Source organism: Actinomycetospora flava (assembly GCF_037400335.1).
GTDB lineage: Bacteria > Actinomycetota > Actinomycetes > Mycobacteriales > Pseudonocardiaceae > Actinomycetospora > Actinomycetospora flava.
Genome location: NZ_JBBEGM010000016.1, coordinates 1 through 19,389, shown reverse-complemented (window position 1 = coordinate 19,389; position 19,389 = coordinate 1). Strand labels below are relative to the sequence as shown.

19 protein-coding genes are annotated in these 19,389 nt (G+C 75.7%); 13 read left to right on the top strand and 6 right to left on the bottom strand.

Annotated elements, in window-relative coordinates; all coding sequences use genetic code 11:
- The first annotated feature begins 1,242 nt into the window (after positions 1–1,242).
- Positions 1,243–3,321: a hypothetical protein gene (locus WCD58_RS28830; RefSeq protein ID WP_337706570.1), complete on the top strand. Its 2,079-nt coding sequence runs from the start codon at positions 1,243–1,245 to the stop codon at positions 3,319–3,321.
- Here WCD58_RS28830 and WCD58_RS28825 read toward each other — a convergent pair.
- Genes WCD58_RS28825 through WCD58_RS28815 form a run of 3 tightly spaced genes read right to left on the bottom strand, consistent with a single transcriptional unit; the run spans position 3,305 to position 6,513 of the window.
- Positions 3,305–4,081 carry an ABC transporter permease gene (locus WCD58_RS28825; RefSeq protein ID WP_337706569.1) on the bottom strand — a complete coding sequence of 259 codons (777 nt, stop codon included), beginning with the start codon at positions 4,079–4,081 and terminating at the stop codon, positions 3,305–3,307. The two genes, WCD58_RS28830 and WCD58_RS28825, sit on opposite strands and share 17 nt — an antisense overlap.
- Complete coding sequence (locus WCD58_RS28820) at positions 4,078–5,010, bottom strand: ABC transporter permease (RefSeq protein ID WP_337706568.1); 933 nt, start codon at positions 5,008–5,010, stop codon at positions 4,078–4,080. Before WCD58_RS28820 ends, WCD58_RS28825 begins: the two co-directional genes overlap by 4 nt.
- Entirely contained in the window at positions 5,011–6,513 is a 1,503-nt protein-coding gene (locus tag WCD58_RS28815) for an ABC transporter substrate-binding protein (RefSeq protein ID WP_337706567.1), read from the bottom strand.
- 110 nt (positions 6,514–6,623) lie between these two features.
- On the opposite strand from WCD58_RS28815, the gene WCD58_RS28810 reads away from it, so the two are divergent.
- Positions 6,624–7,238, top strand: coding sequence for a superoxide dismutase (locus WCD58_RS28810; protein WP_337706566.1), 615 nt, complete (start codon positions 6,624–6,626; stop codon positions 7,236–7,238).
- A 97-nt stretch (positions 7,239–7,335) separates the two neighbouring features.
- Here the strand turns inward: WCD58_RS28810 and WCD58_RS28805 are convergent, their stop codons facing one another.
- On the bottom strand, positions 7,336–8,355 hold the full coding sequence (locus WCD58_RS28805) for an acyl-CoA dehydrogenase family protein (RefSeq protein WP_337706565.1): 1,020 nt from the start codon (positions 8,353–8,355) through the stop codon (positions 7,336–7,338).
- A 51-nt stretch (positions 8,356–8,406) separates the two neighbouring features.
- On the opposite strand from WCD58_RS28805, the gene WCD58_RS28800 reads away from it, so the two are divergent.
- The 7 genes from WCD58_RS28800 to WCD58_RS28770 all read left to right on the top strand — a co-directional run bounded on the left by WCD58_RS28800 (position 8,407) and on the right by WCD58_RS28770 (position 13,610).
- The gene (locus WCD58_RS28800; RefSeq protein WP_337706564.1) at positions 8,407–9,108 is read left to right on the top strand and encodes a siderophore-interacting protein; all 702 of its coding nucleotides are present in this window, start codon (positions 8,407–8,409) and stop codon (positions 9,106–9,108) included.
- Positions 9,105–9,926 (top strand): class I SAM-dependent methyltransferase, encoded by an 822-nt coding sequence (locus WCD58_RS28795; protein WP_337706563.1) that lies wholly within the window; start codon positions 9,105–9,107, stop codon positions 9,924–9,926. The genes WCD58_RS28800 and WCD58_RS28795 overlap by 4 nt, the downstream gene beginning before the upstream one ends.
- Positions 9,923–10,267 carry a four-helix bundle copper-binding protein gene (locus WCD58_RS28790; RefSeq protein WP_337706562.1) on the top strand — a complete coding sequence of 115 codons (345 nt, stop codon included), beginning with the start codon at positions 9,923–9,925 and terminating at the stop codon, positions 10,265–10,267. The genes WCD58_RS28795 and WCD58_RS28790 overlap by 4 nt, the downstream gene beginning before the upstream one ends.
- A gap of 30 nt (positions 10,268–10,297) precedes the next feature.
- A complete protein-coding gene (locus WCD58_RS28785; RefSeq protein ID WP_337706561.1) occupies positions 10,298–11,017 on the top strand; it encodes a metal-dependent transcriptional regulator in 720 nt (239 codons plus the stop codon).
- Between the two features lie 71 nt (positions 11,018–11,088).
- The gene (locus WCD58_RS28780) at positions 11,089–11,319 is read left to right on the top strand and encodes a FeoA family protein (RefSeq protein WP_337706560.1); all 231 of its coding nucleotides are present in this window, start codon (positions 11,089–11,091) and stop codon (positions 11,317–11,319) included.
- Between the two features lie 3 nt (positions 11,320–11,322).
- Positions 11,323–12,195, top strand: coding sequence for a FeoB small GTPase domain-containing protein (locus WCD58_RS28775; RefSeq protein ID WP_337706559.1), 873 nt, complete (start codon positions 11,323–11,325; stop codon positions 12,193–12,195).
- Positions 12,192–13,610, top strand: coding sequence for a nucleoside recognition domain-containing protein (locus WCD58_RS28770; RefSeq protein ID WP_337706558.1), 1,419 nt, complete (start codon positions 12,192–12,194; stop codon positions 13,608–13,610). Before WCD58_RS28775 ends, WCD58_RS28770 begins: the two co-directional genes overlap by 4 nt.
- 43 nt (positions 13,611–13,653) lie before the next feature.
- On the opposite strand, the gene WCD58_RS28765 is transcribed toward WCD58_RS28770, so the two are convergent.
- Positions 13,654–14,511, bottom strand: coding sequence for a CbtA family protein (locus WCD58_RS28765; protein WP_337706557.1), 858 nt, complete (start codon positions 14,509–14,511; stop codon positions 13,654–13,656).
- The gene (locus WCD58_RS28760) at positions 14,511–14,681 is read right to left on the bottom strand and encodes a CbtB domain-containing protein (protein WP_337706556.1); all 171 of its coding nucleotides are present in this window, start codon (positions 14,679–14,681) and stop codon (positions 14,511–14,513) included. Before WCD58_RS28760 ends, WCD58_RS28765 begins: the two co-directional genes overlap by 1 nt.
- 314 nt (positions 14,682–14,995) lie before the next feature.
- Between WCD58_RS28760 and WCD58_RS28755 the strand changes: the two genes are divergently transcribed.
- Genes WCD58_RS28755 through WCD58_RS28740 form a run of 4 tightly spaced genes read left to right on the top strand, consistent with a single transcriptional unit; the run spans position 14,996 to position 19,291 of the window.
- The gene (locus WCD58_RS28755; protein ID WP_337706555.1) at positions 14,996–15,784 is read left to right on the top strand and encodes an ATP-binding cassette domain-containing protein; all 789 of its coding nucleotides are present in this window, start codon (positions 14,996–14,998) and stop codon (positions 15,782–15,784) included.
- Complete coding sequence (locus tag WCD58_RS28750) at positions 15,781–16,557, top strand: ABC transporter ATP-binding protein (RefSeq protein ID WP_337706554.1); 777 nt, start codon at positions 15,781–15,783, stop codon at positions 16,555–16,557. The genes WCD58_RS28755 and WCD58_RS28750 overlap by 4 nt, the downstream gene beginning before the upstream one ends.
- Positions 16,554–17,810 (top strand): MFS transporter, encoded by a 1,257-nt coding sequence (locus WCD58_RS28745; RefSeq protein WP_337706553.1) that lies wholly within the window; start codon positions 16,554–16,556, stop codon positions 17,808–17,810. The genes WCD58_RS28750 and WCD58_RS28745 overlap by 4 nt, the downstream gene beginning before the upstream one ends.
- Positions 17,807–19,291, top strand: coding sequence for an ABC transporter substrate-binding protein (locus tag WCD58_RS28740; protein WP_337706552.1), 1,485 nt, complete (start codon positions 17,807–17,809; stop codon positions 19,289–19,291). The genes WCD58_RS28745 and WCD58_RS28740 overlap by 4 nt, the downstream gene beginning before the upstream one ends.
- The last annotated feature ends 98 nt before the right edge of the window (positions 19,292–19,389 follow it).

The following is a 19,389-nucleotide window of genomic DNA, read 5'->3' as shown; positions in this document are numbered from 1 at the left end:
GACGAATCGGAGGAGGCGGAGACGTCTCGAACGACCGACGACACGTCCTCCGACGAGTCCGGGCAGGAGGACATCTCCGAGCCACCGGCCGCGGCTGGGGACGACGCGTCCGACGTCGACGACGACGACGCTCCTCCCGAGCCGGTCGACTCCGGCGCACCGGTGAGCGCCGACGCGGGCGCGCCCTCGGAGAACGGCTACGCGGGTCCCGTGACCACTCCGGCGCCGTCCGCCGAGGTCAGCGAACCGCCGGCGTCCGACCCCGACGCCTCGTTGCCCGGCGCGTGGCAGCAGGGGCCGGTGTCCACCGCCGCCTTCCAGGCGGGCGGACCAGGGACGACACCCGTCCTGGCGACGACGCAGCAGCAAGGTGCCGACGGTGCGGGCTCCGGCGGCGAGGCAGGCGCCGGGTCGGGGTCGGGGATCGGCACGACCGCCGGGTCGGGGTCAGGCGCCGAGTCGGGGTCGGGCAGCGGAACCGACGCCGGATCGGGCTCCGGGAGCGGGGCTCAGGCCGGGTCAGGGTCAGGCGGCGGGACAGACGCGGGCTCCGGCTCGGGTAGCGGCACCGACGCCGGGTCCGGCAGCGGCACCGACGCCAGCTCAGGAAGCGGAACAGACGCGGGTTTCGGCTCGGGCACCGGAACAGACGCCGGGTCGGGGTCGGGCAGCGGAACCGACGCCGGATCGGGCTCCGGGAGCGGGGCTCAGGCCGGGTCAGGGTCAGGCGGCGGGACAGACGCAGGCTCCGGCTCGGGTAGCGGCACCGACGCGGGTTCCGGTTCGGGCATCGGCACCGACGCCGGATGGGGGTCCGGCGAAGGGACAGGCGCAGGTTCCGGCTCGGGGACCGGCATCGACGCCGGGTCCGGCTCGGGCACCGGAACAGACGCCGGCTCCGGCTCGGGCTCCGGAACAGACGCCGGCTCCGGCTCGGGGACCGGCATCGACGCCGGGTCCGGCTCGGGGACCGGAACAGACGCGGGCTCCGGCTCAGGCATCGGCACCGACGCCAGCTCCGGCTCCGGTATCGGGACAGACGCCGGCTCCGGCACGGGCACGGGCACGGACTCCGGATCAGGGTCCGGCGCCGGCGCTGAGGCCGGTTCCGGCTCGGGTGCTGGGTCGGGCTCGGGCGCCGGAACGGGTTCTGGTGCCGGGAGCAGCCCCGTGAGTGGCGGCGGCGTGCGCCCCGACAGCGCTCCCGATCTCCGGCCTCGAGGCGAGCCGGTCGGGGCGGAGGTGAGACAGACGTTCCAGCCGGTGCTCCCGACCAAGCCGTCGTCCGGACAGGGCGCGGCGGCGGCCCACGCGACGCCCGCCGACGGCGCCGGCCGGAGGATCACGGGCGGGGGTCTCCGCGTTCCCGGGTTCGGACCGGAGACCGGCGTGCGGACCCCCGTAAGCGGCGGCCTCCACCTGCCCGGACACCCGCCGAGCCAGGAGGTCGGGCGGGAGACCACGAGGCCGGGTCCGGACGTGCGCGGTGGCGACGCGGGCAGCGCGACCGCCCGCGCGGGTGCCGAGTTCAGGGACGCTGCCGTCCGGTCCGGCGTGCTGTGGGCCAGCGTCGCCGGCGTGGCGGGCGCCCCGGGAAGCGTCGTGCGCGATCCCGACGCCGTGCGTCGCGCCGCCGCGAAGGCCGCCGACGACTTCTGGGGCACCACCACCGGCCAGGCCGCCGCCGCGAAGGACCAACTGGTTCGGCAGGCCGGGGCGACCCTGGGCAGCCTGGTGCCCGCCGTGAACTGGTCGGGCCGGCTCGCCGAGCACGCGAGCTGGAGCGTCAGCACCGACGGCAACACCCGCATCAGCGGGGTCGCGGTCAAGGGCGGAGCCTCCGCCTGGGCGGCGTGGCAGGCGGGCGCGCGCGTCGATGCGGGCCTCGGACGCGGGGGCCTCAACGCCTCGGCGGGCGGCCGGGTAATCGCGGGTGTCGGCGCCGAGGCCCACGGGCAGGCGAGCGCCGGGCCCGTGGACCTGTCGGGGCGCGTCGTCGTGGTGGTCGGAGCCGGCGCGGACGGCCACGCGTCGGTCGCGATCGGCGAGAAGGGCGGCGAGTTCTCGGCCGGCGGGATGCTGGGCGCCGTCGCCGGGATCGGGGTCGAGGGCAGTGCCTCCGCGGGCAAGGTCGGCGAGGCCCACGCGGGGCTCCAGGCGCTGGCCGGCGTCGCCGTCGTCTTCGACATCAACGTCACGATCACCCAGGGCAAGGTCGGCTTCAGCGTCACGGCGGGCGGTTCCGTGGTCGTCGGCGGCACCGTGACCGTCGGCGCCTCGTTCAACCCGCAGGCGGTCGGCCAGGTGGTGCTCAGCGAGATCACCAAACTCTTCGGCGGGGCCGCCGGCAAGGTCGGCGACGTCCTCGGCGGGGCGTTCAACACGGTTCGTGAGGCGGTCGGCGGGGCCGCCGGCGCGGTGCGGGACGCCGTCGGCGGGGCAGCGGGTGCAGTGCGCGACGTGATCAATGGAGCGATCGACGGCGTGGAGCGAGCGGTCGGGGCGATCGGCGGGGCCGCCCGCACCGTGATCGACGCCGTGGGCGGAGCGGCCGGTGCCATCGCCGGCGCGGCAGGCGACGCGATCACCTGGCTGGCCGAGAAGATCTTCGGCTCGGACAAGCCGGCGCAGGGAGGCACGCAGCACGGCGACGCGGGCGGCCGGGACACCGGTTCCGGGGGCGGCCAGGGCCAGGGCAGTGGCACCGGGAGCGGTACCGGCAGTGGCTCCGGCAGCGGAAGCGACGACGACGACGATGGCGACGACGACAGCGGCGGGGACACCGACGACAGCGGCGGCGACGATCCCGATCCGGACAAGGACAAGGAGAAGGGCTCGTCGCGCGAGGACGACGGTGACGGCGACGGGGCCGGCGGCTCTCCGGGTGGGGTGGTCCGCCTGGAGGGCGGCGACGCGTGGGATCGCGCGCTGCGGATCCTGCTGGCCGCCGAGAACGACCCCGGCGGCAACCGCCCGGGCAACGACGGCGGCGGAGGCCTCGGGGACGACACCGGCGGCGGCCGGGAACCGGACCTGCGGGGATGGGACCCGAGCCGAGGCGGCGGCAGCGACGAGGGCGACGGCGACGGCACCGGCAGCCCGGATCCCACGAGGTTCATCCTGGGCCCCGGAGGCCGTGGCTCGGGCGGCGACGACCTGCACGACGGGGACGGCGTCCGACCGATCCGCGACGGCATCGTGGTCCCGGGCCCCGTCGGAGGCGCCGGCGGGGGCGATCCCGCGTCCTCCCTCGGTGCCGCGAACCTCCGGGGCCGCCTTGCGGAGTCGCTGCGGTCGCAGATCCTCAACTTCGGTCGGTGAGGACGCCCGGACGTGCAGCGATGCACCCGAGCGCGAGCGTGCTCGCGACGAGGGCGGCCGCCGGCGCCACGACGAGCCACGGGGCGACGAACACGTAGGTGCGCCCCTCGGCGAGCATCGCGCCCCACTCCGGCGTCGGCGGCTGGATCCCGAGCCCCAGGAACGACAGCCCGGCCAGCGTCAGCACCGTCCCCGCGAACCGCGCTGCGATCGACGCGAGCAGCGGCGACGCCACCGCGGGCAGCACGTGGTGGCGCAGCAGCCGCCGCGGTCCCGCGCCGAGTGCGGTGGCCGCCAGCACCCACTCCTCCCCGCGGACCGCGACCGTGAGGCGGTGGGCCTGCCGGGCGAACGGCGCCCAGCCGGTCACCACGATCGCGAGCAGCGCCGGGACGAGGCCCGACCCGAGCACGGCCGCGACCACGAGCCCGACGAGCAGGGCCGGCAGCGCCACGAGCACGTCGACCAGCGCCTGCGTTCCGCGCGCCAGCGGGTGCCGGGGCCACCAGCCGCTCGCCAGCCCGCTCGCGGTCCCGACGGACACGGCGACGGCGAGCGCGAGCAGCCCGAGGCCCAGCGAGTACCGCACCCCGCCGAGGACGCGGGCGAGCACGTCGCGCCCGAGCTGGTCGGTGCCCAGGAGGTGCGCCGCCGACGGCGGGGCGAGGCGGTCCGCGAAGTCGACGGCCTCCGCCGGCCACTCGATCACGGCGACGACGACCAGGAGCACGGCGGCACCGGCCAGGACCGCGCGCCTCACGGTCGCAGCCTCGGGTCGGCGGCCATCTGCGCGAGCTCGGTGGCGAGCGCCGCGAGCAGCGCGACCGCGACGACGAGCACGAGCCCGGCCTGGATCACCGGCAGGTCGCGGTCGCCGACGGCCTCCGCGAGCAGCCGGCCGAGCCCGGGCACGGCGAAGACGACCTCGACGACCACGGCGCCGCCGAGCGTCCCGCCGAGGAAGGGGCCCGCCCCCGCGACGACCGACGTCAGGGCGCGCGGCACCACGTGCACCAGCAGGGTCCGGCGCGGCGACAGTCCTTTCGCGCGCGCGGTCCGGACCGACGGGTGCCCGAGCACCTCGGCGGTCTCGGCCCGCACGAGCCGCGCCGCCAGCGCCGCCGGCCAGACCGCGAGGGTGAGCACGGGCAGGACCGCCTCCTGCGCGCTGCCCCACCCCAGCGCCGGGAGCCAGCCGGCCCCGACGGCGACGGCGAGGACGAGCACCGGGCCCAGCACGAACTCCGGCACCGCGAGGGCCACCGCGCCGCCCCACCGGGTGGCCCGGTCGGCGACGCCGTCCGGGCGCCCCGCGGCCAGCGCACCCAGCGGGACGCCGACGGCGAGCGCGACCGCGAGCGCGGAGGCGGCCAGCATCAGCGAGACCCCGGCCGCCCCGAGGACCTCCGACCCGACCGGCGAGCGGGTGGTGAACGACGTGCCGAGGTCGCCGCACAGTGCCCCGCCCAGCCAGTCGAGGTACTGCGTCACCACCGGCCGGTCGAGCCCGAGCTCGCGGGTCAGCCGCTCCTCGGTCGCCGGGTCCGGAGTCGAGGACGCGCTGCGGGCGCGGATCACCGAGCGGGTCACCTCGCCGCCGAGCAGCCGCGGCAGCACGAACACCGCGACCGACGTGACGAGAAGGACCGGCGGGATCCACGCCAGCCGGCGCAGGGCGACCGCGAGCACTCAGTCCACGGGCGCCAACGTCGGCAGCACCGGCCGCAGGTCGAGCGGGTCCGGGGTGAAGCCGGTGACGCCCCGCTCGGCCGCGGTGTTCTGCGGGTGCACGAGCGGCACGTTCACGGCGTCCGCGGTCAGGGTCGCCGCGGCGGACCGGAAGACGTCAGCCCGCCGCGCCGGGTCGTCGATCGCGGCGAGCCCGGCGACGGCCGCGTCGAAGGCCGGGTTGCAGTACCGGTCGATGGTGTAGGACCCGTCGCAGGTGTAGTCCGAGTCCAGGACGCCCGCGGGGTCCGGGAAGTCGGAGAGGTAGCTGCGCGAGTTGATGAACATGTCGAAGCGGCCGGCGAGCAGCTCGGGCTCCTGGGCCGCGTAGTCGCCGACGGTGATGTCGACGGCGATCCCGGCCGGCGCGAGCTGGGCCGCGATCGCCGAGGCGAGCACCGGCAGCTCGGGGCGGTTGGGGAACGTCCAGAGGCGCACGCGCAGCGGGTTCTGCGGGCCGTACCCCGCCTCGGCGAGCAGCGCCTGTGCCGCGGCGACGTCGCCGGCCGGCGGGGGCGTCGTCGCGCCGTAGGGCACCGCGGGCCCGAAGAGGTCGGCCGCCGGGGCGGCGGAGCCGCCGAGGACCTGGTCGGCGAGGACGTTCCGGTCGAGCGCCGCCGTGACCGCCCGGCGGACGCGCACGTCGTCGAAGGGCGCCGCCGAGCCGTTGAGCTGCAGCAGGACGGTGCGCGCCGACGGGTACTCGGAGAACCGCACGTCGGGGTCGGCCTGCAGGCTCGCCCGCGAGGTCTCGGGCAGGCCCTCGGCGAAGCCGACGTCACCGGAGCGCAGGGCGAGCTCGCGGGTCTGGGGTTCGGTCACGTAGTCGACGGTGACCTGCGACGACGCCGCCTGCGGGCCCCAGTAGGCGTCGTGGCGCAGCAGCGTCGCGCCCTGGGAGCCGCGGATCTCGGTCATCCGCAGCGGCCCCGTGCCGGTGTTCTGCGGCGAGGGCTGGCCGCCCGCCGCGTACGCCGCGGGCGAGAGCACCGAGGTGGTGCCGGAGCTCAGGCGCAGGGGCAGGACGGGGTCGGGGGCGTCGGTGCTCACCCGCACCGCGCCGGGCCCGTCGGCCTCGACGCGCATCCCGAGGTCCGCGATCGACCGCGGCGGGGTGGGGCGGGACAGGACGTGGTTCAGGGCGGTGACGACGGCGCCGGAGTCGAGCCGCGCGCCGTCGTGGAACACCACACCCTCGCGCAGCACGAAGCGCCAGCTCCGGCCGTCACCCTCGCGCGCCCACGAGGTCGCGAGACCGGGCACGGGGTTGCCCTGCGGGTCGAGACCCACGAGGGGCTCGGCGACCCCGAGCTTCGTCAGCAGGGCGCCGTCGTCGGCGTCGAACGCGTAGGCCGCTCGCGGCGGGAACTGCAGCGCCACCCGGACGCCCGGGTCGGCCGGTGCCGACGTGCTGCAGCCCGCGAGGAGGAGCAGGGCAGCGACAGCGAGGACGAGGGAGCGCACGCTCCTGATCATCTCAGCAGTCGCTGAGGTATGTGGACGATCCCGGTCACATCGGACATCGCCACGCACTCGGAGTTGCAATAAGGCGGCAACAACTCCAGGCTGGTCGCATGCCCGAGTACACGCTTCCCGACCTGCCCTACGACTTCGGCGCCCTCGAGCCGCACATCTCGGGCAAAATCATGGAGCTGCACCACGACAAGCACCACAACACCTACGTCACGGGGCTGAACACGGCGATCGACGCCCTCGCGGAGGCCCGCGAGAAGGACACGATCGGCACCACCGCCCTGCTGTGGGAGAAGAACCTCGCCTTCAACTACGGCGGGCACATCAACCACTCGGTGTTCTGGAAGAACCTCAGCCCGGACGGCGGCGACAAGCCCACCGGCGAGCTCGCCTCGGCGATCGACCGCGACTTCGGGTCCTTCGAGAAGTTCCAGACGCACTTCACCGCGGTCGCCACGACGATCCAGGGCTCGGGCTGGTCGATCCTCGGGTTCGACACGCTGGCCCAGAAGCTGCGCATCTTCCAGCTCTACGACCAGCAGGCGAACGTGCCGCTCGGGATCGTGCCGGTGGTCATGCTCGACATGTGGGAGCACGCCTTCTACCTCGACTACCTCAACGTCAAGCCGGACTACGTCAAGGCCTGGTGGAACGTCGTGAACTGGGCCGACGCCGCCGAGCGCTTCGAGCACGCGCAGGGCACGACGCTGGTCTGAGCCCCCTGGTCCTCGCGCGGTGATCGTTCCGACAAGCGTCCGCCGCGCGGCGCGCGGCGACCCCTCGACCCTCCTCGGTCGGGGGGTCGTCGTGGATCTAGGGCAGCACGCCGAGCAGTTCGTCCCGGATCTCCGGCCGCCCGGCGGCGACGAGGGTGAACGCCGCCTCGCGCGCCAGGCGCCGCGCCGGGTGGCGCCCGACGATCGCGCGGCTGCCGACCGCGACGGTGAGGGTCGCGGCCGCGCGGACGGCGAGCGCGGAGGCCGCCGCGCGCGCCGGCGCCATCCGCGGGGCGTCGGCGAGGCCGGCGTCGAGGTCGTCGCGGGCCGCGTCGAGCGCCTTGCGCAGAGCCGCCGCGGCGTCGGGCTCGCCGACCTCGGCCACGAGGGACGCGCAGCGGCCGGCCACCCCGAGGGCCAGGCACCCGTTGATCCGCGCGCTGAAGTGCTGGCCCGCGAGGAACGCAGCGCGGGTCGGCGTCGCGACCACCGCGTCCGCGCCGACGAACCACCCGTCGACGTCGAGGCGCACCGTGTGGCTGCCGTTGGCCGCCGCGAGGTCGAGGGGATGCACGGTGACGCCGTCGGCGGCCGTCGCCGGCACGAGCAGCGACACGACGCGCGCGTGCTCGTCGTCGGCGTCCGCCGTCGCCGCGTCGCGCGCCGAGACCTGCAGCAGGTCGACGATCCCCCACCCGGTGACGAGCGGGGCGACGCCGTCGAGGCGCCACCCGCCGTCGACCTCCGTGGCCCAGAGCTTCGGCGGCTGCGGGATCGCGCCCGCGAACGCCACGCCGCACCGCGTCGTGCCGCGGACCGCGTCGGCGAGGTGGCGCTCGCGCAGCGCGGTGTTCGTCGTCGCGGGCAGCCCGCGCACGACCCCGTGGTGCTGCATCCACGTGAAGGTCGTGGTGAGGCACGCGCCGGCCAGGGTCTCGACGACACCGACGAAGTCGTCGAACGCGACGTCGTCGGAGCCCGCGAGCCCGTAGAGGCCCGCGTCGGCCAGCGCGCGGAAGTGCCCCTCCGGGATCGTCGAGGTGCGGTCGACCTCGTCCGCCGCCGGGGCCAGCACGTCGGCGGCGACCTCGCGCGCCCGGTCCAGCACGTCGCCCATGACACGCGACGATAGCTTCCGATGGATCAGAGGTAAGGCTAGCCTTACTTCGTGCCCTCGCTCCCTGCGCCCCTCGCCGCCCGGGCCGAACGCTGGTTCGGACGCCCGGCCACCGTCGTCGAGGTCGTCGACCTCTCCCCCGGCCTCGTGCGGGTCGGGTTCGTCGGCCCCCACTGGCGGGGACGGCCGTGGGTCCGCGGCCAGGAGGTGGAGTTCCGGGTCGGCGACCGGGAGTTCCGCCACTACACGCCGGCCGACGTCGACCCCGACCGCGGACGGTTCGACGTCGTGTTCGTGCGGCACGGGGACGCGCCCGGAACCGCCTGGCTCGCGGGCCTGCGGCTCGGCGCCGAGGTCGGTGTGATGGGCCCGGGCGGCGGGGTGCGTCGCGAGCCCGACCGCCGCGAGCTGTTCCTCGGCGACGCGAGCGCGCTGGGGCTGTTCGCCGCCGTCGTGCCGACCTCGGGCGACGCGCGCGGGGCGATCGAGGTCGCGCCGGCGGACCTCGGCGCGGCCGCGACGCTCGTCCCTGCGCTCGACGTGGTGGCCGCCGGCGCCGTGCCGGGGGTCGCCCTCGACGCCTGGCTCGACAACTGGGTCGCCGACCGCGAGACCGCCCCCGAGCAGGTCTGCCTCGCCGGCCACGTCGGCACGATCGACCGGCTGCGCCGCCGGGTCCGCGTGCAGTACGGGCTCGCGCGCCGGGCCGTCGCCACCAAGGCGCACTGGGCCGACGGGAAGCAGGGGCTGTGACCGTGCGACCCGAGCTCACCGGCGTCCCCGAGACGACCCTGTGGACCCTCCACAACCGCGCCACCGAGGCGCGCCGCGCCGACTCCGCGCTGCACGACCCGTGGGCCGTCGAGGCCCTGGAGCAGCTGACCTACCCCTACGCGGAGCGCTTCGGCCGCCCGAGCCAGGCGCACGCGCTGCGCGCCCGGGCCTTCGACGACGCCCTGCGCGCGTTCCTGGACGAGCACCCGGACGCGACCGTCGTCGCGCTCGGCGAGGGGCTCCAGACCACGTACTGGCGCCTCGGCGAGCCCGACGTCGACTGGGTCAGCGTCGACCTGCCCGAAGTGCTGGCCCTGCGCGAGCGACTGCTGCCCGCGGCGCCGCGCGTCCGGCACGTCGCCCTGTCGGCGCTGGACCGGGCGTGGATGGCGTGGGTCGGGGACGGTCCGACGATCGTCACCGCGGAGGGCCTGCTCATGTACTTCACGCGCGAGCAGGCGCTGGGGCTGCTCGCCGACGCCGCGGCCCGGTTCCCGGGCGGGCAGATCCTCTTCGACACCATCCCGCCCTGGTTCAGCCGCCGGACCCTGCGCGGACTGGACCTCACGCCCGCCTACCGGGCGCCGGCGATGCCGTTCGGCATCACGGTCCCCGACGCGCTCGCGCTGCCGCGCCTGGTGCCCGGTCTCGACGCCGTCGACGACCTCGGGCTCCCCCACGGGCGCTGGCCGTTCCGCCGCCCGCTGGTGCGGGTCGCGGGGGCGATGCCGCTGCTGGGCACCCACCGCCCCGGCCTTTTCCGCGGGCGGTTCGCCGGGCAACCTCGGGACGCATGAGCGACGACACCAGAGACCGGGCCCTCGACGCGCTGCACGTCTGCGAGCAGGTCAGCACCGGCTGCACGGTCGCGATGGCCGCGATCGGCGGCATGGCACCCGAGATCCACCTGGCCCTCGACTGCGCGGACGTCTGCGCGGCCGCCCACCGGGTGCTCGCGCGCGGCGAGGGCGGCGACGCGGCCACTGTCGCCGGGATCCTCGACGCCGCGGTGCGCGCGAGCGAGGCGAGCGCGGCCGCGTGCGGCGCCCACGCCGACCACCACGAGCACTGCCGCCGGCACGCCGAGGCGGCGCGCGCGTGCGTCGAGGCCGTGACGGCGTTCCGCACCACGCTCTGAGGAGCGCGGACCCCCGCTACCCTGGCTCCCATGTCCGAGACCGCCGCGCCCCGCACGGCCGCGGTCGACGACTACATCAAGGCGATCTACGCGGTCTACGAGCGCGGCGAGGGCCCGGCGTCGACCACCGCGCTGGCCAAGCGCCTCGGGGTCGGCGCGTCCTCGGTGTCCGGGATGCTGAAGAAGCTCACCGACCAGGGACTCGTCGAGCACCGCCCCTACGGCGGGGTCCGGCTCACCGACGACGGCACCCGGGCCGCGCTCGACGTGCTGCGCCGCCACCGGCTGCTCGAGACCTACCTCGTCCGCGAGCTCGGCTACGGGTGGGACGAGGTGCACGACGAGGCCGAGGTGCTCGAGCACCACGTGTCGTCCACGCTGCTCGACCGCATGGACGCCCGCCTGGGCCACCCGCGCTTCGACCCGCACGGCGACCCGATCCCCGCCGCCGACGGCACGGTCGCCGACTTCGCGGGGCGGCGGTTCGCGACCCTCGAGCCCGGCGACCGCGGGCGGCTGGTGCGGGTCGACGACACCGAGCCCGCCATGCTCACGTGGCTGCGCGAGCAGGCGGTCGAACTGGGCGTGACCCTGGAGCTCCTCGCGCGGCGTCCGTTCGGCGGGCCCTTCCAGGTGCGCGTCTCGGGCCCGGCGCCGGATGCCGACCTCGACCTCGGCCCCGAGCTCGCCGATGCCCTCTGGGTCGACGATGTCGTCGAAGGGGTGTTCCATCGGGCGCCCGCAACGTAGAGTTCGGCCAGCCGAACTTTGCGGGTAGGCCGGAGCGAAATCTCCGGCCCGAGCGGACGGGGTGGTCGCGGATGACCCTCGACGAGCTTCCCCGCGGCCAGCGCGCCGTGGTCACCGCCCTCGACATCCGCGGGGGCGAACGCCGCCGGCTCATGGACCTCGGGCTGCTGCCCGGCGCCGCGATCCGCGCCGACATGACGAGCCCGCTCGGCGACCCCACCGCCTACGAGGTCCGCGGCGCGCTCGTCGTGCTGCGCCGGGGCCAGGCGCGGACCGTGCACGTCGAGGCCGGGGACCGCTAGGCCATGGGGGCCCCGCTGCCGTCGCCCGGCGTCGGCCCCCCGCCCGCCGGGGACGCGTGCGGTTCCTGCGCGCTGGCTCCCGACGCCACGCGGCGGGCGAAGCCAGGCGGCACGAAGCGCAGCGGAGCTGCCGCGCCGAAGGCCGGATTGGGCCTCGACCCCGGTCGCTACGACCACGTCATCGCGCTCGCGGGCAACCCCAACACCGGCAAGAGCACCGTGTTCAACGCGCTGACCGGGCTGCGCCAGCACGTCGGCAACTGGGCGGGCAAGACCGTCGCCCGCGCCGAGGGCGGCTTCTCCTACGGCGGCGCCGGCTACCGGATCGTCGACCTCCCGGGCACGTACTCGCTGCTGTCGACCAGCACCGACGAGGACGTCGCCCGCGACGTGCTGCTCTTCGGGCGCCCCGACGTCGTCGTGGTGGTCGTCGACGCGACGCGCCTCGAGCGCAACCTGCCCCTGGTGCTGCAGATCCGCCAGATCACCGGGCGCGTGGTGGTCGCACTGAACCTCGTCGACGAGGCCCGCCGCCACGGCATCACCGTCGACACCCGCCACCTCACCCGCGAGCTCGGCGTCCCCGTCGTCGCCACCGCGGCCCGGCGGGGCCAGGGCCTGCCCGACCTGCTGGCGGCGATCGCGCAGGTCGCCACCGCCGAGGACCCGCCGAAGCCCCTGCGCCTGGTCCACCGCGACCCTGCGCTGGAGCGCGCCGTCGCCGACCTCGCGACGCAGGTCGAGGCTCGCTTCCCCGGTGTGCCGAACAGCCGCTGGGTGGCGCTGCGCCTGCTCGAGGGTGACGCGGGCATCGAGTCGGCCGTCCGCGAGGGGACGCTCGGAGAGCTGGCCGGCGATCTGGAGCGCGCCGGATGACCGACCTCCTCGACCCCCTTCTCCAGCAAGCCGCCCGCCTGCGCCAGGGGCTGCCCGACGACGTGGGCGACCGGATCGTCGAGTCGCTCTACACCGACGCGTCCCGCATCGCCGAGACCAGCGTCGACCGCGACGACGCCCGCGCGAAGCTCACCGTCGACCGGGCCCTCGACCGCGTGCTGACCCACCGCGTGTGGGGCTTCGTGGCGATGGGCGTGCTGTTCTTCGGCGTCTTCTGGTTCACGATCGCGGGCGCCGCGGTGCCGTCGGACCTGCTCTACGTCCTGCTCGTCGAGAACGGGCACGCCTGGCTGCAGGGTCTGTTCGCGGCCGTCGGGTCGCCGTGGTGGCTGACCGGGCTGCTCGTCGACGGCGTCTACCTCGCCACGGCGTGGGTGGTCGCGGTGATGCTGCCGCCGATGGCGATCTTCTTCCCGCTGTTCACGCTGCTCGAGGACTTCGGCTACCTGCCGCGGGTGGCGTTCAACCTCGACCGGCTCTTCGCCCGCTCCGGCGCCCACGGCAAGCAGGCGCTGACGATGATGATGGGCTACGGCTGCAACGCCGCCGGCGTGACGGCCACGCGGATCATCGACAGCCGCCGCGAGCGCCTCATCGCGATCATCACCAACAACTTCAGCATCTGCAACGGCCGCTGGCCGACGCTGATCCTCATGGGGACGATCTTCGTCGGCGCGGTCGTGCCGCCGGCGCTCGCGGGATTCGTCGCCGCGGGCAGCGTCGTCGCCGTGGTGATCGTCGGGATCGGCGTGACGCTCGCGGTGTCCTGGCTGCTCTCGCGCACCGTGCTGCGCGGGGAGAGCTCGGTGTACTCCCTGGAGCTGCCGCCGTACCGCCCGCCGCAGGTCTGGCGCACGCTCTACACCAGCATCATCGACCGCACGCTCAAGGTCCTGCGCCGCGCGCTGGTCATGGCGGCGCCGGCCGGTGCGGTGATCTGGCTGATCGGCAACGTGCACCTCGGCGACGCCAGCGTGGCCGCGCACCTCGTCACCGCCCTGAACCCGCTGGGCTGGGTGATCGGGCTCAACGGCGTCATCCTGCTCGCCTACCTCGTGGCCGTGCCCGCGAACGAGATCATCATCCCGACCATCGTCATGCTCACCCTGACCCTCGGCGCCAACACCCTGGGCGCGGCGCCGGGCGTGATGCTCGAGCTGGGTGACGACGCGCAGGTCGGTCAGGTGCTCGTCACGGCGGGCGGCTGGACGCTGCTCACCGCGGTGAACCTCATGCTGTTCACCCTGCTCCACAACCCGTGCAGCACCACGGTGATGACCATCTGGCACGAGACCCGCAGCGTGCGCTGGACGACCCTGGCCACCCTGCTGCCCCTCGGGCTCGGCTTCGCCGTCTGCGCGCTCACCGCGTTCGTGTGGCGCCTCGCCATGTGAGCACTTTCCGGGCCCATGGGCCCGGAAAGTGCTCACACAGCGCTCAGGCGGAGGCCGGCTCCGTCGTGCGATCGGTGGTCTCGCCCTTGGCGAGCCGGCGCTCGACGAGGCCGCCGAACACCAGGCCGAGCACGCCCCAGAGCAGGGCCTGCGCGGCGAACGACGCGACGCGGAAGTCGTAGAGCACGTCCGCGTCGAAGCCCGGGTACAGGATCGCCCCGGAGGCGTCGCGCAGCGGCAGCGGCGTCTCGGTGGCCCGCGGGCCGTTCTCGACGACGTTGATCGTCAGCTCGCCGAGTCCGGGCAGCAGCGTCATGAGGATCGCCGCGAGCGCGACGTAGACGACACCGCCGACGAGCACGGCGTTCCAGGTGCCGAGCCGCTCGCGCAGCGCGCGGGCGACGTAGACCGCGGCCGCGAGGAACACGATCGAGCCGACGACCATCACCAGGTACAGCGCGGTGCGGTCGCCGATGGTCTCGTCGCTGCCGACCGCGGGCGGGCTCGCCGGGTACTTCACGAACGGCGTCGCGTAGATCGTCAGGAACCCGGCGCCGGCGACCACGAGCGCGAGCACCCGCGGGCGCAGCGCGACCCGGCCGTGCAGCAGCGTGTACGCCACCGCGAACAGCAGGCCGAGCGCGATGCCGATGCCGACCATGCCGATCCCGATGCCCAGGGTGGCCTGGATGCCGCGGCTGACGACCTCTTCCTCGGCGCCGCCGGCCGGGGCGGCGCCGGCCGCGGTGGCGAGGGCCTCCTCGGCCGCGCCGCGACCCTCCTCGTAGCCGATCGCCGCCTCGATCTGCGGCTCGGCGAAGACGAGCGAGAACAACCAGGCGACGACGCCGGCGACCGCACCGGCCAGCGCGCCGCGGAGGACGAAGGAGCGCGCTTCCATCAGTGGCAGGGGAAGCCGAGGAAGTGGCGGGCGTCGTGCACGAGCTCGTGGATGTAGCTCGTGTCGCCGAACACCGACGTCGCGCCCTGGTCGATGCCGATGAAGTAGTAGAGCGCGAGCCCGACCAGCAGGGCGCTGATCAGCCACGGCAGCGTCTCCGAAGCGGACACGGTGGTGGCTCTCGCGCGAGCGACGGCACCGGCAGTGGTCACGGGGTTCTCCTGTCCACGAACACGACGAGATCGCCCTCCAGTCGGACGGCGACCGGTGAGACCGTAGGTGCCGAACGATCACGACGTCAACGCCTCAGCATGTGATGAGCTATCCGCTCTGAGCTGCGCGATCTTCTGCGTGCACGGCCCGCTGCGGAGCGTGTGTCGCCGGTCGATGGCAACAGGTGAACACATGCGCGTGCGACCTCTGCGTTGCAGACCACGCTGCGCAGCCGCCCGAGCACGGCGGGAAGCACCTAGGGTCGCGGCCGATGATCCCGGAACCGGCCGCCGACGTCCGCGATGTCCGTGTCGCGGCCGCCGGCACGACGCTCGTCGACGGGCTCACGCTGACGGTGGGCGTCGGCGAGCGCTGGGGGGTCGTCGGGCCGTCGGGCGCCGGGAAGTCGCTCACCGCGGCCGCCGTCGCGGGCCTGCTGCCGCCCGGGACCGCGGCGACCGGAAGCGTCCGGGTCGGCGGCACCGAGCTCGTCGGAGCGTCCGAGAGCGCCCTCGCGTCGGTGCGCGGACGCGGCGTCGCGCTCGTCGCCCAGGACTCCGCGGTCGCGCTGCACCCGCTGCTGACGATCGGCCGCCAGCTCGCCGGGCCGCTGCGCCGCCACCAGGGTCTCGACCGCGCCGCCGCCCGCGCCCGCGTCGCCGAGCTGCTCACCGAGGTCGACCTGCCCCCGGAGCTCGCCCGCGCCCGCCCCGCACAGCTCTCGGGCGGGCAGCGCCAGCGTGTCGCCCTCGCCGGCGCGCTCGCCTGCCGGCCCCGGCTGCTCGTCGCCGACGAACCGACCGCCGCGCTCGACCCGCCCGTCGCCCGCGCGCTGCTCGACCGCCTGGACCGCTCGCTGACGGCGACCGGGACGGCGCTGCTGATGGTCACCCACGACCTCGGTGTGCTCGCGGCGGTCTGCGAGCACGTCGTGGTGCTCGCGGGCGGGCGGGTCGTCGAGTCCGGCCCGGTGCCCGAGGTCCTCGCCGCGCCGGAGCACGAGGTCACCCGCGCTCTCGTCGACGCCGCCCGCCTGTCGGTGCCGGAGGTGCGGGCGTGACCGCGACCTTCGTGCTCGACGGGGTCGCGCGTCGCTACGCCGTGCCGGGCGACCGGCCCTGGCGCCGCGTCCCCCGCGTGGCGCTCGACGGCGTCGACCTGACGGTCCCGGCCGGGCGAGACCTCGCGGTCGTCGGCGCCTCCGGCTCCGGGAAGTCGACGCTGCTGCGCCTGCTGCTCGCGCTCGAGGCGCCCGACGCCGGCACGGTCTCGTTCCGCGGGGAGACGGTGTCGCCGCGCGATCCCGGGGAGCTGCGCCGGGCCGTCGGCGTCGTCGCGCAGGACCCCGGCAGCTCGCTCGACCCGCGGCTGCCGGTCGGCGCGAGCATCCGCGAGCCGCTGGAGTGCCTGGCCGTCCCGGGCGACCACGGCGCGCGGGTCGCCGAGCTGCTCGACGCCGTGGGCCTCGACCCGGCCGTCGCCGGCCGGCGCCCCGCCGGGTTCTCCGGCGGCGAGCGCCAGCGGATCGCGCTGGCCCGCGCACTGGCCGCCCGCCCCGCCGTGCTCGTCGGCGACGAGCCGTTCAGCGCCGTCGACCCCACGACCCGGCGGCGCCTCGTGACGCTCGTCGGCGACCTGGCCCGCGCGTCCGGGACCCAGCTCCTGCTCGTCACCCACGACCTCGGCATCGCGCAGCGCCTCTGCGCCGACGTGGCCGTCCTCGACGCGGGCCGGGTCGCCGAGACCGGGCCGGTCGACGACGTCTTCGCGCGCCCCGCCGCCGACGCCACCCGCGCCCTGCTCGACGCCGTGCTCCCGGTGGAGGTCGCGTGACGGACCTGCTGCGCCGCTGGTCGATCCTCGGGCGCCTCGGCGACCTGCCGCGGCCGATGCGGCTGATCGTGCTGGGCCAGCTCGCGTTCAACACCGGCTTCTACCTGGTGCTGCCGTTCTTCGCGCTGCACCTCACGCGCGACCTGGGATTCGGCGGGGCGCTGGTCGGGCTGCTGCTGGGGCTGCGCACGTTCAGCCAGCAGGGCCTGTTCTTCCTGGGCGGGGCGCTGGCCGACCGCTACGGCACCCGGCCGGTCGCGCTCACCGGGTTCGTCGTGCGCATCGCCGGCTTCCTGCTGCTCGCGCTGGCCGAGGGTCCGGCGCTGCTGGTCGCCGGCACGGTCGCGACCGGGTTCGCCGCGGCCCTCTTCTCCCCCGCCGTCGAGGCGGAGCTGGCGCGGCGGGCGGGAGCTCTCGAGAAAGCCGACGGCCCGACCCGGTCGGAGGCGTTCGCGATGTTCGGCGTCGCCGGCGAGGTCGGCATCGTCGTCGGGCCGGTGCTGGGCTCGCTGCTGCTGACCGTCGACTTCGCGGTGACGACGCTGGCCGCGGCCGGGGTGTTCGTCGCCGTCCTCGTCGCCTTCGCCCGCGGGATGCCGCGCGAGCCCGCGGCGCACGCGGGCGAGCCGATCCTCGCGGGATGGGGCGAGGTGCTGCGCAACCGCGCGTTCCTCGCGTTCACGCTCGCCTACTCGTCCTGGCTGCTGAGCTACAACCAGCTCTACCTCGCCCTGCCCGTCGAGCTCGACCGCGTCGGGCTGGCCGGGATCCTGGGCGGGCTGTTCGTGGTGTCGGCGGTCATGGTCGTGCTCGGGCAGCTCCCGCTGGCCGAGCTCGTGCGCCGGCGGATCGGGACCCGCGCGCTGCCGATCGGGTTCGCCGTGCTCGCGCTCGCGTTCCTCGCCACCGCCGCGCTCGTCGCCGTCGACGCGCCCGGCCCGGTGCCCGCCGTCGTCTTCGTCGTGACGCTGACGCTCGGGCAGATGACCGTGGTGCCCGTCGCCCAGGACGCCGTGGGGCGGTTGGCCGGCGAGCGACGCCTGGGCGCGTACTTCGGGGTCCTCGCCTCCGCCGGGGGTCTCGCGGTGCTGGGCGGCAGCTCGCTGCTCGGCGCCCTGCTCGACGCCGGCGGCCCGCCCGCCCTGCCCTGGGCCGTCACCGCCGCCCTGCCCCTGGCCAGCGCGATCGTCATGGGCGTCCTCGTGCGCCGCGTGCCGGCGCTGGAGACCTCGCTCGAGAGGACCACCTCATGAATCGCCGCCTGGCCGTCGTGCTCGCCGTCCTGGGCCTCGCCCTGGCCGGGTGCTTCAGCGGTTCCGGGGGCGACGCCGCGGAGGGGCGGCTGCGCGTCGGGCTGTCGTTCCCGCCGACCTCGGGGCTCTCGCCGTACGGCAACGAGGCCACGCTCGCGACGCGGCTCGGGGTCACCGAGCCGCTCGTGACCCTCGTGGGCGGGACGCCGACCCCGGCGCTGTCCACGGCGTGGACCCAGGTCGACCCGAGCACCTGGCGCTTCACCCTGCGCCCCGGCGTGACGTTCCACGACGGCTCGCCGCTGACCCCGGATGCCGTCGCCGGAAGCCTGAACCGCGCCGCCGCGGCCACCCCGGTACCGCGAGCTCTGGCGTCGCTGGCCGAGGCAGGAGCTCCCTTGTCCGCGCGGGCGGACGGCGACGGCGTCGTCGTCACCACGCCCGTCCCGGACCCCGTGCTCCCGCAGCGCCTGGCCTCCCCCGAGCTGGTGGTCCTCGCGCCGACCGCCTACGTCGACCCGGCCCGGCCGAGCCCGGTGCGCGCCGGGACCGGCCCGTTCGTGCTCGAGCGGGTCGACGGGTCGACCGGCGCGTCCCTCGCGTCCAACCCCGCGTACTGGCGCGGGCCCGTCGCCGCGCCCGGCATCGACGCCCGCTTCCTCGCCGACGGCACCGCCCGCGCCAACGCCCTGCGTGCCGGCGAGCTCGACGTCGCCGAGGCGATCCCGGTCTCGCAGGTCCCGACGATCACCGCGCCCCAGCAGGTGGTCGGCGTCCCGCTGCCGCGCAGCGTGGCGGTGTACCTCGACCAGCGCTCGCCGGTGTTCGCCGACCCCGGGGTGCGGGCCGCCGTGCGCAGCGCGATCGCGCCGATCGACGTCGCCGGCACGATCTACGAGGGCCGCGCCGACGCCGCGGCCGGGCTCTTCGGGCCCGCGACGCCGTGGGCCGCTGCGCGACCGCCGCACGCCGTGACGCCATCGTCGCCGGTCACCGGCCAGCGCATCCGGCTCGCGACCTACTCCGACCGCGCCGAGCTCCCCGAGATCGCCGCCGCGGACGCCGACGCCCTGCGCCGCGCCGGGTTCACCGTCGACGTCACCGTGCTCGAGAGCTCCGCGCTCGAGGCGCAGCTGGGCACCGGCGCCTACGACGCGGTGATCCTCAGCCGCTCGCAGCAGCTCGACACCGGCGACCCGGTCGGCTACCTGGCCAGCGACTTCTCCTGCGGCGGCAGCTACACCTGGGCGCGCTACTGCGACCCCGCCACCGATGCGATCCTCGCGGCGGCGGGGCAGAGCAGCGACGTCGCGGCCCGCCAGCGCGCCGCCCTCGAGGTCGAGGGCCGGGTGCTGTCGGCCGACGCGGTGATCCCGCGCGTCACGGAACGGGCGCGCGTCGGCGTCGCCGGCGGCGTCACCGGTGTCGCCGAGGACCCCAACGAGCAGTTCCTCATCACGCACCAGACCCGTCGCGGATGAGGCGCGCGAGTGTCAGCGTGGCGGCCACGCTGACGTTGAACGTCAGAAAAGCCGCCAGCTCGCGTGCGCGTACCAGCGATGCGGCATCTTGCTGGCGA